This window comes from Aurantivibrio infirmus (assembly GCF_054767315.1).
Genome location: NZ_BAAFSK010000004.1, coordinates 151,515 through 166,841 on the forward strand (window position 1 = coordinate 151,515; position 15,327 = coordinate 166,841).

A 15,327-nucleotide genomic window follows, 5' to 3' on the forward strand; every position below is an offset into this window, starting at 1 on the left:
CTTAAGCAGATGAAAGTTTAGGAATACTAGTCATGAACATTGATCCCAACAACAGAGTCCCTGCGGCTGGATCCGACAACCCTCGCAATAAAGCGGCGAGTCAAATCGATGCGCGTTCTAGCCAGCAGAGCAAAGTAAAAACCGAATCAAACGCGGCCGAGCAAGACAAGGTTGATTTGAGCCCCGAAGCTCAGACCTTAAAAAGTCTGGAAGCCAGAATACGTGCTTCTGCGGATATCGACGGTTCTCGTGTTGCAGAAATTAAACGAGCGATAGCGAATGGCAGCTTTGAAATCAATGTCGAACGAATTGCGGAACGCTTGTTGCAGCAAGAAGAACTACTAGGCAAATAAATTTACGCCTAGAAATTTAACGGCTTGCTGACTCAGATTGCAGGCAGCTGTCACATTTTAAGGCGGGTATTATGAACTCAGATGTATCATCACTAACTCTCTCTGCACAGCACCTCATTCAGATCAAAAATTTAGTTCAAGAAGATTTAGCAAGCAGTGCAAAGCTCATTGTTTTACTTGGCAATGAGCGCGACACCTTGATAAAAAGAAAAACCACTGAATTAAACGATATCGTTGAAGCGAAAAATAATCTTCTCGATGCCATCGAGGACAATTGCCAACACCGATTTTCTCTATTGACTCTACTCAAGCTGGCACCGAATGAAGACAACTGGCAACAGCTCATTCAGCAGATAAACGACGACGAATTAAATAAATCGGCGGAGCTGCTCATTGCCAATCTTCAACAATGTCAGCATTTAAATAATGTCAACGGAAAAATGGTAGCGCGAGGCAAACAAACATTAGGCCGATTACTAAATACTTTACGCGGCCAAATGGATCCACCCAGCCTGTACAATAACGCTGGATCAACAGATTCGCACAACGCCTCTCATACAGTCGTCAAAGCTTAGATTCTCTTCGCCGCTTGCCTTTCATGAAAAATACTGATGACCTGAGCTCTGACGAACTCGTTACAACCTTTCACGAAGATGCAGACATCTATCGAATTGTTAGAGCAATGCAAAGCGAACACTCTTTACTTAGCGTCGAATTTCAACGCTTAGAAAAACTGTATACCTCAATTATTGTCTCATGTGATCCTAAGCGTGGGGTCTTTCATATTGATAAACTACACCCGTCTGATGGGAACCATTTATTATTTCAGAATCATGAGTTTTCTATTATTGGTTTGTGTAATGGCGTACCGGCTATATTAAGCGGCTGTCAAATCGACACACAAACTGAAGCAGCGATTCCAAGTATCCTAGCTGGCAACAAAGGAATTGCATTGCATTTCCCCAGGACGATTACCTATCAGCAACGACGCCAGTCATTTAGAACCTTGGTACCGAGAATCTTAGGTGCCAAAATTTCCTACACCTTACCCGATTCCGACGCGCCTATTTCCGGCAGACTTCTAGACCTTTCAAATACTGGCTTCGGTTGTGAATTTTCGATTGATAAAAAGGCGACCCTAAAGAAAGGGATGACAATCAAAAATTGCTCGATTGAAATTCCGGAGATGCTCAACATAAATTGCTCGATTGAAATTATGAACGCCCGCAAAGTGAATAAAAATCCTCTGGTTCGATGCGGCATAATATTTACTGACTTATCAGATAAAAATGAACGCCTGATAACAAAGTGCGTATTACAATTGCAGCAAAAACTTCGTAGAACAGAAACATTAAAAGACGGGTTTAAGTAGTTAGTTTTTTCCGAAAGCGCTAAACGCTCTTAGCTCCTCTGGCAAACCTTCAGTTGATAAGCTTCGCAGATCCTCTGGTCTATCAATATCAGTTAATGTAGGTAGTTCAACGACCTTCAGTTGCAAACTCTTCAGACGTTGTAAGCTTAGCTCACAAACCTGAGGTCCACCCCAGGGCATATCGCTAAAGACGCTAATTGGCGCAGTTTTTAGCCCTAGTAAAACATAACCACCATCACATGCGGGGGCGATTACCGCATCACTATCTTGCAGTGCTTTCATCGCCGACAACAAAAACTCCGGCAACAAAAATGGACAGTCGCTACCAATCAAAAAAACACCCTGAAATACTTGAATATTTTTGCTTAACGCGGCAAACATTTTTTGTCCCAAGCTCTCTCCTTCCTGTTGAAAGCAATTCAAACCATATTGCTCACAAAGCTCTGTAAATAGAGGATGATTCAAATCTCCGTCAACCCATAATTGATGCTCCGCGAGTTTTGACGCATTGACTTGAGAGCAAACCCATTGCGTCATTTTTGAATGAAGTATATTTCGTTGCTCTTCAGTTAAGGCGGGCGCAAGGCGAGTTTTAACTTTGCCGAGATGTGGTGACTTTGAAAACTGTAAGACACAAAATTGAGGAAAAAAAAACGACGACATAGAATTTTTCTGCGAGAACGATTAGTTTTTAGTATCGCTAATGCTTAGTTCAAAGCACCACTACAACTACTACCCTGCCCCGCCGTACATCCATAGCAATGCTCACCAATGACAATATCTTTAGGTAAATCATGGTCAGAAAAAAGATCGGAGATATGAAGGCGAATTTTATCAGAACCGATCATTTCATTATTATGATTCGGAATCGGCCAATTTAACATTTGATTGAAATCACAATCATAAATGTACCCTTGCCAATCAACACTGATCAACGAGCGACACATGACATTGGCTAAATTGGCATCAGAAAAATTATCCTTGAGAAGCTGCATATATTCGGCATACAAATTTTTCGCCAACAACATACCACCGAAACGACTTATTGGCATATTGGTAATTGTCAGTAATTCATCAAAAGTAATGCCGTAGTCTTTTAGAAGTTCACGTTTATAGTCTTGCTGTAATGACTCCTGAGGTGGTGGAAGAAAGGTGCCGTTAGGGTTATAAACTAAATGTAATTGTAGGTCTGGATCACCTTGCCCATATCCCAAATTATTTAAATATTGCAAGGCCGCAATCGACTGTTCAAATACTCCTTTGCCCCGCTGTTCTGTCACATTTTGTTCCGTATAACACGGTAGCGACGCAGAAATGACAACCTTGTGCTCCGCCAAAAATTTCCCCATTTCTTCAAAACCTGGCTCCAGTAAAACTGTTAAATTACAACGATCAATTACCTGCACATCCAACTTTCGCGCTTCACTGACCAAATATTTAAAATGGGGATTCATCTCGGGTGCACCACCGGTAACGTCCAATACTTTTACATTTTTTGTTCGTAAGCACTCGATAACCTTGTCAATGTTTTCCTTGGTCATTAATTCGGTTCTTTTCGGACCAGCGTTCACATGACAATGGGTGCAACTCAAGTTACACAAGTAACCCAAATTAACTTGTAACGTGGTGAGCGTTCCACGTTGAATCGAAGGAAAGGAAGTTTCACGTAACAGTGGTTCCGTATCTAACATAAACTTTTATCTTTTTTGATTATTGGAATTGAAACTATAAAACACGAAAATTAATTCATCTCCGTTGTTTTAAGCATCGACGAAAATTGCTGTGGAAATCCAGATGCGAGGATACAGGCTTTCCCAAGCTAGCTCTAGTTAATGACGAACCTCCTTAAATACGAGAGGCTTCGCCAATAGGTTACGCATGGACACGCAAAATGGATGAAAAGTTCGCGCCTTGTTATACTTTCCGCCCTCGTCCCCGTGGCACAATAGGATAGCGCGACGCCCTCCTAAGGCGTAGGTTGCAGGTTCGATTCCTGCCGGGGACGCCATTTCATGGCTCTAAGGAGGGCGATTTTCAATCGCTCTTTACCTTCCGACAGGAATGCCGGCCAACAATTATAAATTGTCGGCGTTGCGCTCACGCGAATTTTCAATTCGCTAAACCATTCGCTTCACCCTGCCGGGGACGCCATTTCATGGCTCTAAGGAGGGCGATTTTCAATCGCTTTGATAAGGACAATTTCTCGAACTAAGCGAATATTTGCCCAAATTTTGTATGGGGTAAGTTCAATGATTCGGCAACTTCGCGGGACAATAATTTGCCTTGGTAAATATTTAATCCGCTGGCCAGACCTGGATTATCTAAAGCTTTCTCAAGGCCTAAATTGGCGATCATTGCGACCATCGGGAAGGTTGCATTAGTGAGCGCTTGAGTTGCGCTAAGCGCTACCGCGCCGGGAATATTAGCAACGCAGTAATGAATGACGCCATCTACAACGAATGTCGGGGCATCATGGTTTGTCGGCTTTGACGTTTCAAAACATCCACCTTGATCGATGGCAACGTCGACAATTACAGAGCCCGATTTCATTTTTCTTATCATTTTTCGACTTATGACTTTAGGCGCTTTTGCTCCTGAAACAAGCACTGCACCAATCACCACATCGGCATCGATAATTTCTTGTTCAATTAAATACGCATGGGCTGCAAGGGTTTTTACTCGCCCTGAGAACAATTCCTGGAGTTCGCGTAAACGCGGTATTGAACGATCTAAAACAGTAACATCCGCACCTAGACCCACAGCGACTGCCGCCGCCTGGGTTCCCACCACACCGCCACCAATTATCAGCACTTTCGCTGGTGCAACCCCTGGCACACCACCAAGCAATACCCCCCTTCCGCCCTGGGGGTTTTCGAGATGATGAATTGCGGCTTGTATTGACATTCTTCCCGCGATTTCTGACATCGGGGTCAATAGAGGGAGGTGGCCCGCTGCATCGCTGACAGTCTCATAAGCAATGCAGCTGGCCTTTGACTGCTGTAAGGCCTGAACCAGTTCCAAGTTCGCTGCCAGATGCAGAAATCCAAATAGAATATGGTTTTGATTCAACCACTCGCACTCAAGAGCTTGTGGTTCTTTTACTTTTACGATGAGTTCCGATTCGCTATAAACAGTTTTGCCGTCCTTAACAATAATTGCACCGGCGTTTCGGTATTGCTGGTCGTCATATCCAATTGCCGCACCTGCATCAATTTCAACTCGGCATTCGTGACCGCTAGCGCTCAATACCGCAATATGTTCCGGCAACAAGCTTACTCGATACTCATGATTCTTAATTTCTTTCGGAACACCTATTCGCATAAATCACTCCTCGTTGATGTTTCAGAACAGTTTGTTCAAAAACTTAAACAAGACGTTGCAAAATAGTTCTTCCTCAATAGTTTTTCAAGAGATGAGATTGAAGTAACAAGAAAATACAAGGCACAAAATCGCCAAATATTTTCGAATTATTGCGATTTAGGCGAAACAGGATTGTTAGTGTCGCGCGTGTTGGTCGCTACTTCGGCGTCCACAGGATTGCCGCCGATCAGGCTGTACTGAAGAAGCGCGATAAATCGCCCTTCGATCAAATTTTTGCCTACGATTACTTTGCCTGCGCTCTCGATGCATGCCGTTTTCATCCAGCTCTTGCACCCAAGCAATCCCGCCTGCGCGTTTTACCGCTGCTTGATATCGGGAAGCCTCATCAAAATTTATTTTTCTTTTAATAACCACCGGTTCGCCGGTTGAGATTCGTTCCAGCGTACTAAAATTTAGTCCAAAAATTTCTTTTAGATTACGTTGTATCGCCGCCGAGTCCATCGGCGATGTGGTTTTATCAACGTAAACCACTTCGAATTCTGCGAAAGCCATCGACACCTCTACCTAAAACATATTCATTTAAACAATTATTCAGCTGACCAAAGAATCATGACCAATAGCATGCGGTTTACTTGAAGTTGCTCAGCTTTAATTATCAGCATAGGAGGGTTTGCGGAAAAATAAAGGTGGCCAAACAGAATTATTGTTGTGACAAAATTTTGACAGGAAGTAAATATTTTATAACTAACTTATAGCCGAAAAAACCACTTGCTTGACATAAGTGGTTATCCCAAAGGCAGTACAAGAGCCGCAGTCGCTTAACGAAAATGCTGGTCGGAACCACGCCTACCGCAGCTGCGACGGCGATCAGGAAAGGTGGAGGATGCTCTGTAACAGGTACGACGATCTAAATTTTCACGTCGCTTAGTTCGTCTTCTTTCTGAGTATTTCCCGTTGGGACCTCGCTCTTGAATCCAACAAACACCGCCGGCACTTCGAATCGCCGAACGGTATAGGTTTGCTTGTTCATAACTCAGGTTTCTTTTAACGACAACCGGCAACCCTGACGACATTCGGGCTATTTCTTCTGTTTTTAGTTTAAAGCGTTTTCTAACTTGGTCACGAAATAAATCAGCAGACAATAAGTCTTCGAAATTATCGATGTAAATTACTTCAAATTGATTTGTACCCACACTATCCCCACAAATGCTTGGCTATGATTTTATATTTTTAACAGCCTTACAGAGAACTTATTACCCACTAACAAATAATTCAGATCTATCCAATTGTTGATCGATTCCTTCCTACAAACCACTAATTCAAGTTATGTAGCTTAATGAGATTGGCAGCGAGATCTTGCCGCAAAATTTTCTCATTGTCATCCAGGTTATTGGCAGCATCAATAAATTGTTCTTTTTTAAAAGATGATTCTTTCGGCTCCCCACTGCGATCAATCACCAAGCTACTAAAGTCAAATAAATTCACGTCAGCTAATTGAGAAGGGGATACTTTTTGTAAGGCCGAGAAGATGGTTTCTGTCCTTCCAGGATTGCTCTTTTCCCACCCGCTCAACATTTGCTTGATGGCTTGCCGTTGCAGATTTTCCTGGGAACCGCAGAGATTGCAAGGAATAATTGGAAATTGTTTATATTTCGAGTATTCCGTCAAATCTTTTTCACGGCAATACGCTAAAGGTCGGATAACAATGTTTCTTTTATCATCGGAGAGCAACTTTGGCGGCATCGCTTTTAGGCGCCCGCCATAAAATAAATTCAAGAATAAGGTTTCGACAATATCGTCTTTGTGATGGCCCAACGCAACCTTCGTCGCACCGATTTCTTCTGCAAAACCATATAAAGTCCCGCGCCTTAAACGGGAACACAAACCACACGTCGTTTTGCCTTCTGGTATCTTATCTTTCACTATGCTGTAGGTATCTCGCTCTACAATATGATAAGGAACACCCAATGCCTTGAGGTATTCGGGTAAAACATGTTCGGGAAAACCCGGCTGCTTCTGATCCATGTTTACGGCAATTAATTCAAAGTTAATCGGCGCCGTTTTCTGCAAACCAATTAGGACATCCAACATACAATAAGAATCTTTGCCGCCAGACAGACAAACCATCACCTTGTCGCCATCTTCAATCATCTTGTAATCAATAATCGCTGAGCCAACATGGCGGCGCAGCCGCTTTTGCAACTTATTGAACTCCAAGCGATTTCGCGGCCCTAGCGATTCGATGTCGTTTGACAGGCTTGAATTACTCATACCTTAAAATACTCATGCTTTTAATTATTTAATGAATCGTCCAGAACAGCAGTCACTATGCGAAAAATCAGCCGGATCAAGTGGCGTGAATTAGATAGATGATCGCAAATGGCTGCATTAGTGATAGACGTAAAGCCGGGCATTTTAAGTGGTTTGGGACTAAGTTAAAACACTTCTTCGGGGCAACTCATTCTGGCGACTGCGCAGACAGCGGTGAGAAAGCATCAAGCCATCAAGCTTTACCGCTCCAATAGGCAATTGGGTACTTATTTGCCAGCATCACCGGCAATATCTTGCCTGCTCTAACCTCCCGAGGGCCCATAAATAGAGGTCTCAGCCTTGGCATAAGCCTTGCTCTACTAGCTAGGTGGACACAAACAAGGGACTAGTCGGAACACATTCTGACTCGTCGATAATTAGCGACAGCAATCTGATAGCTATCGCTAGGGTATAGATCTAAGGTTAAAGAACCACGGGAAATCGATAAACAATGAGTCAAGTGCAGTCACCTCTTAATAAGTTTTTCTGGCGCGATAAAAACGAACAATTCGGCGTGTCAAACAAGTCGCAAATTGATTTTTTCACGCCGCCCTCTTATCACACTCTGCTAGGCTTGCAGAAAAAAAGGCAGCTGGTAGAAGTGAATGTCGAAGGAGGCAAACACCCCAATAGTTATCAAAGCATGATCGTGGATATCGATCTCGAAAATCAATTGCTCTATCTCGATACACTTATTCCGATGAACCCCTTCAACCCCGTTATCGTAGGAGAAAGGCTAAGTCTTAGTCATCATGAGCAAGGTCAAGTAATTGCTTGCAGCGGCGAATTAAAATCTGTGTTGACGGACAACGCGGGCTTACTGTACGCAATAGAGCTCCCCTACGACATCGGCATTCGCCAACGCCGCTCGTTTCCTCGAACATCTCTACAACAAACGAGCGGAGTTCGAACAAAGATTTTGTCTCCCAAGAAAACACCATGGGCTGCATTTCCAATTAATCTTTCCGCTGGTGGACTTAGGGTGGCGATTGGGGGCAATGTTAGTGATCAACTTAGCCGAAACTGCGTTTTCCCTAAATGCGAAATCAATATCGGCACTGAAATCAGTATTCGATGTTCGACAACAGTAAAATCCTTTCAATATTGTCGGCAACCCTATCAACATACACGAGTTAGTCTGGAGTTTAATAACTTAGAAGCACAACAAAAATTGCGCCTCCAACGATTTGTTGAATTTCAAAGTAGTAAGCAAAACAAATTCAGTAACGCGGTATTGAACTAAAACACAGGCACGCGGCTTCAACCCCAGCCGCGTTAGCGTGGATGTTTAATGCTAAATCGCATCTTGCGATAAAACTTCATCTTGATTTTGAGCAGAATAAAAACGCTCTGCCACAATACACGTAACGACATCACCTAGTACGTTCACAGACGTTCGGCACATATCTAAAATTCGATCGACGCCAAGTAATAATGCGACTCCAGCCGCAGGAATTCCGACTCCCTCCAAAACAAAACTCAAAATGACAATACCCGCACCAGGAGTAGCAGGCGAACCGATGGAGGCGGCAACCGCCATTGAAATAACAAAAAGATAGTTAACAAAAGACAGCTCAACGTTAAATACTTGTGCCAAAAAAACCGTCGCTACACCTTGGTATAGCGCAGTTCCGGTCATATTTATGGTTGCTCCTAGTGGAATTAAAAATCGAGCAATACCCGGTCTGATTTTCAAATCGTTTTCAGTAACTCGTAAGGAAAGTGGCATTACAGCGGCCGAGCTACTGGTCGAAAATGCCAAAAGTAATAACTCTTTTACGCTTGCTATAAATTTTTTCGTACTCATATCACTTGCCAAACGTGCGATAAGGCAATACAACACAACGATAACGAGCAACCCCAACATCACCGTCAGCACATAAATAAGCATCCCAGCTAACACTTCCATCCCCAAGGTAGCGACCAATTTGGTGATTAAACCAAACACAGCCAAAGGTGCTAATCGCATTGCCCATGACACGACACGCATACTGACTTCCTGTAATGCTCCAAGCAAATCAAAAAGGGGTTGAGCTTGTTTCGGTTTAATAGAGAGCAAAGCAAAACCGAGGACTGCGGCAAATAAAATCACTTGCAACATTTCTCCGCTGACCATTGAGGCCAAGGGATTTGTTGGAACTAGAGACAGGACTTTTTGCGGGACATCGGCGATATTAGGAAAGTTAGAGGCTTCTGTGGCAGAAGGCAGAGCCCCTGTTGAAACTTCCACAAAATCACTCATCTGAATATACTTACCCGGCTGAATAAGTTGTGCCAAACCTATTCCTGTGGCCGTAGCGCAAGCGGTGGTAAATAAAATGAATACTAAGGCGATAACGCCAATTTTCTTTAGTGCGTCGGGGTTATTGTTCGCAGCTAAACCAAGTACGATCGACGCCAACACCAGCGGCACAACAATCATTTGAATCAGCGCCAAGAATACTTGTCCAGGTAATGCCAGCCATGCTGTGATCGTATTGACTTTAGTTTCGGAAACCAGTCCCACGTTGGGCCCAAGTAAAATTCCCAGCAATATACCCAGGCCAAGTCCAATCAGCACTTTAAGCCATAATCGACCTTCAACTAAATTTTCCAGTCGTTTGCTGAGCATTTTGAAGGGCTGACGGTAAAACTCATTTCCATTCGTCATAGTTATGCCACTCTCTAAAATTTGATTTCCCTACCTCTCTCTCGGTTATCATTTATAACTCGAAATGACGTAGGCAATTTAGATGAAGATCAACTTGGCCGTAGATTATAGATTTTTTCGATATATTTCTTCCCGAAATTGAGCGAAAAGCCATTTCACTTTTAATTATTGATGCCAATTTATGTCAATGCTTTAGAATACTCGATCTGTGGCTAAATGTAGAAAACTGCGCAATGACTTTAAACTTAGAGAATATCCTTGAGATTGATCACCAGCATATTTGGCATCCCTACTCTGCGACCCCCTCCTCACCATCACCTTATGTTGTCGATTCAGCAGAAGGGGTTTATTTAAACTTTAAGTCCGGTGAAAGAGTGATAGATGCGATGTCATCTTGGTGGTGCGCAATCCACGGCTACAATCATCCGAAATTAAATCGCGCGATTATCTCGCAACTAAATAACATGTCTCACGTTATGTTTGGCGGCTTAACTCATCAGCCCGCTGCTGAACTCGCGGAATTGTTAATTGAAATAACACCAACAACGCTTACGAAAGTATTTTTTTCTGATTCAGGTTCCGTCGCGATTGAAGTAGCGATGAAGATGGCTTTTCAATATTGGATATCGAAAGGCCACAGAGGAAAGAACCGGGTGTTGAGTATTCGCAATGGCTATCATGGTGATACCTTTGCCGCCATGTCGGTTTGCGATCCGGTTAATGGTATGCATACTTTATTTAACGATGTATTCCCACAACAGCATTTCGCACCTGCACCACCGATGGGGTTCGACTTACCCATCTCCGAAACCTATCTCAACGAAATTGAAACCATATTGAACAATCATGCTGATATCGCTGCGATTATTTTAGAACCTGTTGTGCAAGGGGCGGGTGGTATGCGATTTTATGCTCCGGGCTATTTAAAGCGAATTAGGGAACTCGCAGACCGTTTTGAGGTGTTACTGATCGCTGACGAAATCGCGACAGGCTTTGGTCGCAGCGGCAAGCTATTCGCTTGCGAACACGCCGATTGTGAGCCGGACATTATGTGTGTTGGAAAAGCCTTAACAGGAGGCTATATGAGTCTCGCAGCGACCTTGTGTAGCGAAAAAGTTGCCGCGGGTATCTGCCAAGGGGAAGCGGGAATATTAATGCACGGCCCTACGTTTATGGCGAACCCTTTGGCTTGTGCTGTAGCTATCACCAGCACGAGATTATTATTGTCATCTTCTTGGCAAAACAGAGTGTTAGAAATAGAAAAGAAACTCAGCACCCTGTTAGCGCCTTGTCGGGCATTCGATAGCGTTGCCGAAGTAAGGGCACTTGGGGGAATTGCCGTCGTAGAGTTTCACGAAGCGATTAATATTGAGCGTTTTCAAAGCGCTTGTGTGGAACAAGGCGTTTGGATCAGACCGTTCGGGAAATTAGCTTACGTAATGCCACCGTATATCATCACCGATTCAGAACTAGAAACAGTTGCAGTAGCAATTATAAATGCTATTTCCGAACATACTTAATCAATATGCGGACTTAGAAGAATTGGCTTTGAGTTCGCGTTGAATTGATTCGCCCATCGTTTGAATTTGCGCATTCACTTGTTCTATTTTTTCCGCGCACTGTAGAGCCGACATCGCCATACTCACATCTTGGGCAATCCCCTCGCTAATGTTCGAGACATCTTTTACATCTTCAAGAATACTCACATTTGCGGTTTCTAATTCGCGAATCATGTAGTCGATCTGGGCTTTCGCATCTATCGCGATATTGGTATCCAATGAGGCGATCTCCGTCACGACCGCTTCTACATTGGTAATTCTCGACTTTGCCCCTTCAGCGCGTTCACGAATTTGATCACTTAGTGCATTTGAATCCTGCGAGAGTTTTCTCACTTCATCCGCAACAACCGCAAAGCCCCTGCCCGCTTCACCAGCTCGAGCTGCTTCAATTGCGGCATTTAATGCCAGCAAATTGGTTTGATCGGCGATACCCCGAATATCATTAATTAGGCTAAACATTCCATCAAGCTGTTCCACCATGTCGCGAATTTTGTTAACTCCGGTAACGCTTCGTTCGCTCATATCTGCAAAAAGCTTAACGTATCGATCCAGAATATTACCAACTTCGTTGGCAAACATTTTTATCGTAACGCGCTTGCTATTAATGTCTTCATCGAAACATTCTAGTTCCGACACCTGGCCGACTATTTTTATGATCAGGTCTCTTTCAACAGAGGTTTTGTCATTCAAACCTTTAAAGCTATCGACAAGTTTACTCATATCGCCCTGAACGATGGCGTTGGACTGCTTGGCGAGCTCGGAAAGATCATTACAAGTTTTCGCGATACTGCTTTGAAAATCATTGAATTTCTGGCGCTCAAGGTCTGCTTCATCTTCGACTTGCACACTGGAAGACGCCGCTGAATCATTACTCATGGGATACCAATGCACCAAAATTGATAACTGAATGAGGGCGAAAGCCACTGCGATGCCGGCAATCACATGAGTATTATTAATTAGGTACACAGAGGCGATCAGGATCAACCAAAGCGACATTTGGATGCTATTTCGTATTATTGATGGCCCCATATTTCCTTATCTCATGTAAATTTTGGCAAATGCGTGTCAGCGCCAAAAATCACACGCACAAAACACTTAGTTCATATAAAAATAATGGTATGTGTAAAAAGATTAGACCGCATCTTAGAAATACGCCAATCAAAATAAAGAGGGGGGTGCAAGTTGATAGACTGCCAAGAAACAATGGCAAGCAATGGAATGAAAGAAGACTAAAAAGAATTCTTCAAAGAGCGCCGCGTTATATGCTCTTAAACTATTGGTGAAATGCCCACAGCGGCTCGAAGTTGTTTCAGAAAAGGTTGACTGTAAGCACGGGCTTTTTCAGCGCCTGCCTGGAGGACAGCTTCGATTTCGTTAGGGGTCTCTAACAAGCCCTCATAACGCTCACGCATATCTTTGACTTCACTATTGATCAATTCGAAAAGGCGGGATTTGGCTTCGCCCCAAGCGATCCCACGCTCAAATTCTTTGCGCATCTCAGCGCTTTGTTGTTCATTTGCGAATGCCTGCCAAATTTGAAATACCGTTGACGTATCTGGATCTTTGGCTTCACCGGGCTCTAACAAATTGGTCTTGATTTTATTAATATGTTTTTTCAGCTTTTTCTCGTTCAGAAATAACGGAATTGTATTGTTGTAACTCTTACTCATTTTTCGGCCATCTAAACCTTGAAGTATCGCAACCTTGTCCTCAACAACGGCAGTTGGCAATTGAAAATGTTCTCCATAATGAAAATTAAATCGTGCCGCAATATCGCGAGCCATTTCTACATGTTGAATCTGATCCTTCCCGACCGGAACTTGGCTGGCATTAAACATCAAAATATCGGCCGCCATTAGTACAGGGTAGTCGTATAAACCCATGGTAATTCCGTAGTCTGTATCTTCTTTCGCTTCCTCATTAGCCGCTACTGCAGCTTTGTAAGCATGCGCTCGATTCATCAAGCCCTTTGCGGCCATACAATTCAATATCCAACACAATTCTGGAATTTCGGGAATATCAGATTGTCGATAAAACACAACCTTGTCGGGATCTAAACCGGCAGCCAACCAAGTAGCAGCAATCTCCTTCGTCGATTGCTGAATAAGTTTTGGATCTTGGCATTTGATGAGTGCGTGAAAATCAGCGAGGAAAAAAAACGAAGTATTTTGCGAATTACGACTGGCCTCAATAGCGGGACGAATCGCGCCAACATAATTACCGAGGTGAGGAGTACCCGTCGTGGTTATACCCGTCAAAATACGTTGAGATTCCATAAATACTCACAATTGAAAATTATCGAAGGCTGCTCCTCGAAGCTGTTAGCCCGAAGCCGTTACTCCGAAGCTATAACCCCGAAACAATACCTAGATTAAAAATGACGCGGAGAACCGAAAATCATCTCTACCTACCGCAGCCTTAACACCAAAACGGCGGCCATGATACAGGGATTGGGCGTATCAATAAACTCTATAAGATAATTTCGAAAGGGGGTGAAAGTAGATAACTTACTCATTAAGTAAGTTATCTGGGATCGTGGGCATGACCAAGGAAAACTCGACTAATCTTTTAGACCAGCGCGTTTTCACTAACGATAATTAGTTCGATTCGAAGGTTTACATCAAATAATGCTTGTAGGAGTTTTCCAGAATATATGTCGTAAAACCCGCCTGGCAAAGCAAATGCGCCGCGACTTCACTGCGTTTACCCGCGTCATCAGTCAACACATAAACAGCACTTTTATCAAGTTCGTCGAGTCGTTTGCGAAGGGAAAACAAAGGGATATTCATACTGTCTTTAACATGTAGTTTTCGATGTTCGAGAGGCAGGCGAACATCAAGGAGCTGATAGTCTTCGCCATTACTTGAGTGCTTAGTTAACTGTTGGCTATTGATGTAGCGAATCAAAGGTTCTTGTAGGAGTGTGCGAAAATCTGCTTTATCAAGACGCATGAGAACGCCCGGAGTGGTCATAACGACGGTAGCGTTACGAATTGTTTCACCAACTAACGCTTCCTCGCCAAAATATTTACCCGCGTCTAGGCTTGCGACCTCTCCTTCGAGTTGTGTTTCAACCCTTGCTCGACCAGACTCAATCACATAAAAATAATCACCCTGACTATTTTCTTTAATAACAGTTTCACCTTCCTCAAACTCTATTGGTTCAAAACGCGCAAATAATAATTGTAATTGTGAAGGTGGAATCTGGGAAAATAATGGCGAGTCTAAAAGGCTTACCATCCAATCTTCATTCTCTCCTCCTGCGCCTAAAACATGATCTGACATTGCAGGCATTTGACGGCTTTCTTGCTCCCAGGCCTTCATGAGTTCAAATGCATCGTGCTCCACAATGAGAACCTCAACATCAGATTTACTCATTGCTGAAACCGCTGAAGGAGAGGATTCCACGAGGGGAAAACGGCGTCGATCACCTTCACATTTTATTTCATCATTATTGAACGAGGCGTCGACCAAATCGACATGACCAGACACCAAATAAGTTATCGCGCCAATATCTTTACCACGTTTAACAATAAAAGTGCCTTTGGGCAATTTCTCAACGCGGGCATAGGCAGCCATTTGTTCGATTTTCGCCGTATCCAAACTATCAAATGGACTATATGTTTGTAACAGCGCAGTGGAAACCGTCATGTGAGGAACTCCTAAAAACTTTCGCTTTAGACCACCGAATAACATCGTGTTTTACACTAGCTTTATGTTCGAAGCAAAAGCTTATAAATAGATACGCTTTGCTTACTTTAGA

The 15,327-nt window shown here is 43.3% G+C and carries 14 protein-coding genes, 1 tRNA gene and 1 pseudogene; 6 read left to right on the top strand and 10 right to left on the bottom strand.

All coding sequences use genetic code 11. The annotated features are described in order from the left end of the window. Positions 1-32 precede the first annotated feature (32 nt). From flgM to ACYUCY_RS10130, 3 genes are all read left to right on the top strand, one after another. On the top strand, positions 33-353 hold the full coding sequence (flgM, locus tag ACYUCY_RS10120) for a flagellar biosynthesis anti-sigma factor FlgM (protein WP_460226369.1): 321 nt from the start codon (positions 33-35) through the stop codon (positions 351-353). Positions 354-424: 71 nt separating this feature from the next. Continuing rightward, entirely contained in the window at positions 425-928 is a 504-nt protein-coding gene (locus ACYUCY_RS10125; protein WP_460226370.1) for a flagella synthesis protein FlgN, read from the top strand. A 23-nt stretch (positions 929-951) separates the two neighbouring features. Next, entirely contained in the window at positions 952-1,725 is a 774-nt protein-coding gene (locus ACYUCY_RS10130) for a flagellar brake protein (protein WP_460226371.1), read from the top strand. On the opposite strand, the gene ACYUCY_RS10135 is transcribed toward ACYUCY_RS10130, so the two are convergent. Next, positions 1,726-2,388 carry a TIGR04282 family arsenosugar biosynthesis glycosyltransferase gene (locus ACYUCY_RS10135; RefSeq protein WP_460226372.1) on the bottom strand — a complete coding sequence of 221 codons (663 nt, stop codon included), beginning with the start codon at positions 2,386-2,388 and terminating at the stop codon, positions 1,726-1,728. A gap of 44 nt (positions 2,389-2,432) precedes the next feature. Next, the gene (gene arsS / locus ACYUCY_RS10140) at positions 2,433-3,416 is read right to left on the bottom strand and encodes an arsenosugar biosynthesis radical SAM (seleno)protein ArsS (RefSeq protein WP_460226373.1); all 984 of its coding nucleotides are present in this window, start codon (positions 3,414-3,416) and stop codon (positions 2,433-2,435) included. 240 nt (positions 3,417-3,656) lie between these two features. Between arsS and ACYUCY_RS10145 the strand changes: the two genes are divergently transcribed. Beyond that, positions 3,657-3,733: transfer RNA gene (locus ACYUCY_RS10145), tRNA-Arg, on the top strand. Between the two features lie 200 nt (positions 3,734-3,933). Here the strand turns inward: ACYUCY_RS10145 and ald are convergent. The 4 genes from ald to ttcA all read right to left on the bottom strand — a co-directional run bounded on the left by ald (position 3,934) and on the right by ttcA (position 7,290). After that, positions 3,934-5,046, bottom strand: coding sequence for an alanine dehydrogenase (ald, locus tag ACYUCY_RS10150; protein WP_460226374.1), 1,113 nt, complete (start codon positions 5,044-5,046; stop codon positions 3,934-3,936). Positions 5,047-5,220: 174 nt separating this feature from the next. Continuing rightward, positions 5,221-5,598, bottom strand: coding sequence for a hypothetical protein (locus tag ACYUCY_RS10155; RefSeq protein WP_460226375.1), 378 nt, complete (start codon positions 5,596-5,598; stop codon positions 5,221-5,223). Positions 5,599-5,864: 266 nt separating this feature from the next. Next, on the bottom strand, positions 5,865-6,239 hold the full coding sequence (locus tag ACYUCY_RS10160) for a hypothetical protein (protein ID WP_460226376.1): 375 nt from the start codon (positions 6,237-6,239) through the stop codon (positions 5,865-5,867). 121 nt (positions 6,240-6,360) lie between these two features. Beyond that, positions 6,361-7,290, bottom strand: coding sequence for a tRNA 2-thiocytidine(32) synthetase TtcA (gene ttcA / locus ACYUCY_RS10165; RefSeq protein WP_460226676.1), 930 nt, complete (start codon positions 7,288-7,290; stop codon positions 6,361-6,363). A gap of 517 nt (positions 7,291-7,807) precedes the next feature. On the opposite strand from ttcA, the gene ACYUCY_RS10170 reads away from it, so the two are divergent. Continuing rightward, a complete protein-coding gene (locus ACYUCY_RS10170) occupies positions 7,808-8,599 on the top strand; it encodes a flagellar brake protein (protein ID WP_460226377.1) in 792 nt (263 codons plus the stop codon). 51 nt (positions 8,600-8,650) lie between these two features. Here the strand turns inward: ACYUCY_RS10170 and ACYUCY_RS10175 are convergent, their stop codons facing one another. Then, positions 8,651-10,006: a dicarboxylate/amino acid:cation symporter gene (locus ACYUCY_RS10175; RefSeq protein ID WP_460226378.1), complete on the bottom strand. Its 1,356-nt coding sequence runs from the start codon at positions 10,004-10,006 to the stop codon at positions 8,651-8,653. A 233-nt stretch (positions 10,007-10,239) separates the two neighbouring features. Here ACYUCY_RS10175 and bioA point away from each other — a divergent pair, with 233 nt between their 5' ends. Then, entirely contained in the window at positions 10,240-11,526 is a 1,287-nt protein-coding gene (gene bioA, locus ACYUCY_RS10180) for an adenosylmethionine--8-amino-7-oxononanoate transaminase (protein WP_460226379.1), read from the top strand. Here the strand turns inward: bioA and ACYUCY_RS10185 are convergent. The 3 genes and pseudogenes from ACYUCY_RS10185 to ACYUCY_RS10195 all read right to left on the bottom strand — a co-directional run. Then, positions 11,527-12,015, bottom strand: a pseudogene (locus ACYUCY_RS10185) (methyl-accepting chemotaxis protein); the annotation flags it as partial. 818 nt (positions 12,016-12,833) lie between these two features. Next, positions 12,834-13,841 (bottom strand): tryptophan--tRNA ligase, encoded by a 1,008-nt coding sequence (locus ACYUCY_RS10190; protein WP_460226380.1) that lies wholly within the window; start codon positions 13,839-13,841, stop codon positions 12,834-12,836. A gap of 339 nt (positions 13,842-14,180) precedes the next feature. Beyond that, entirely contained in the window at positions 14,181-15,215 is a 1,035-nt protein-coding gene (locus tag ACYUCY_RS10195; protein WP_460226381.1) for a cyclic nucleotide-binding domain-containing protein, read from the bottom strand. Positions 15,216-15,327 lie beyond the last annotated feature (112 nt).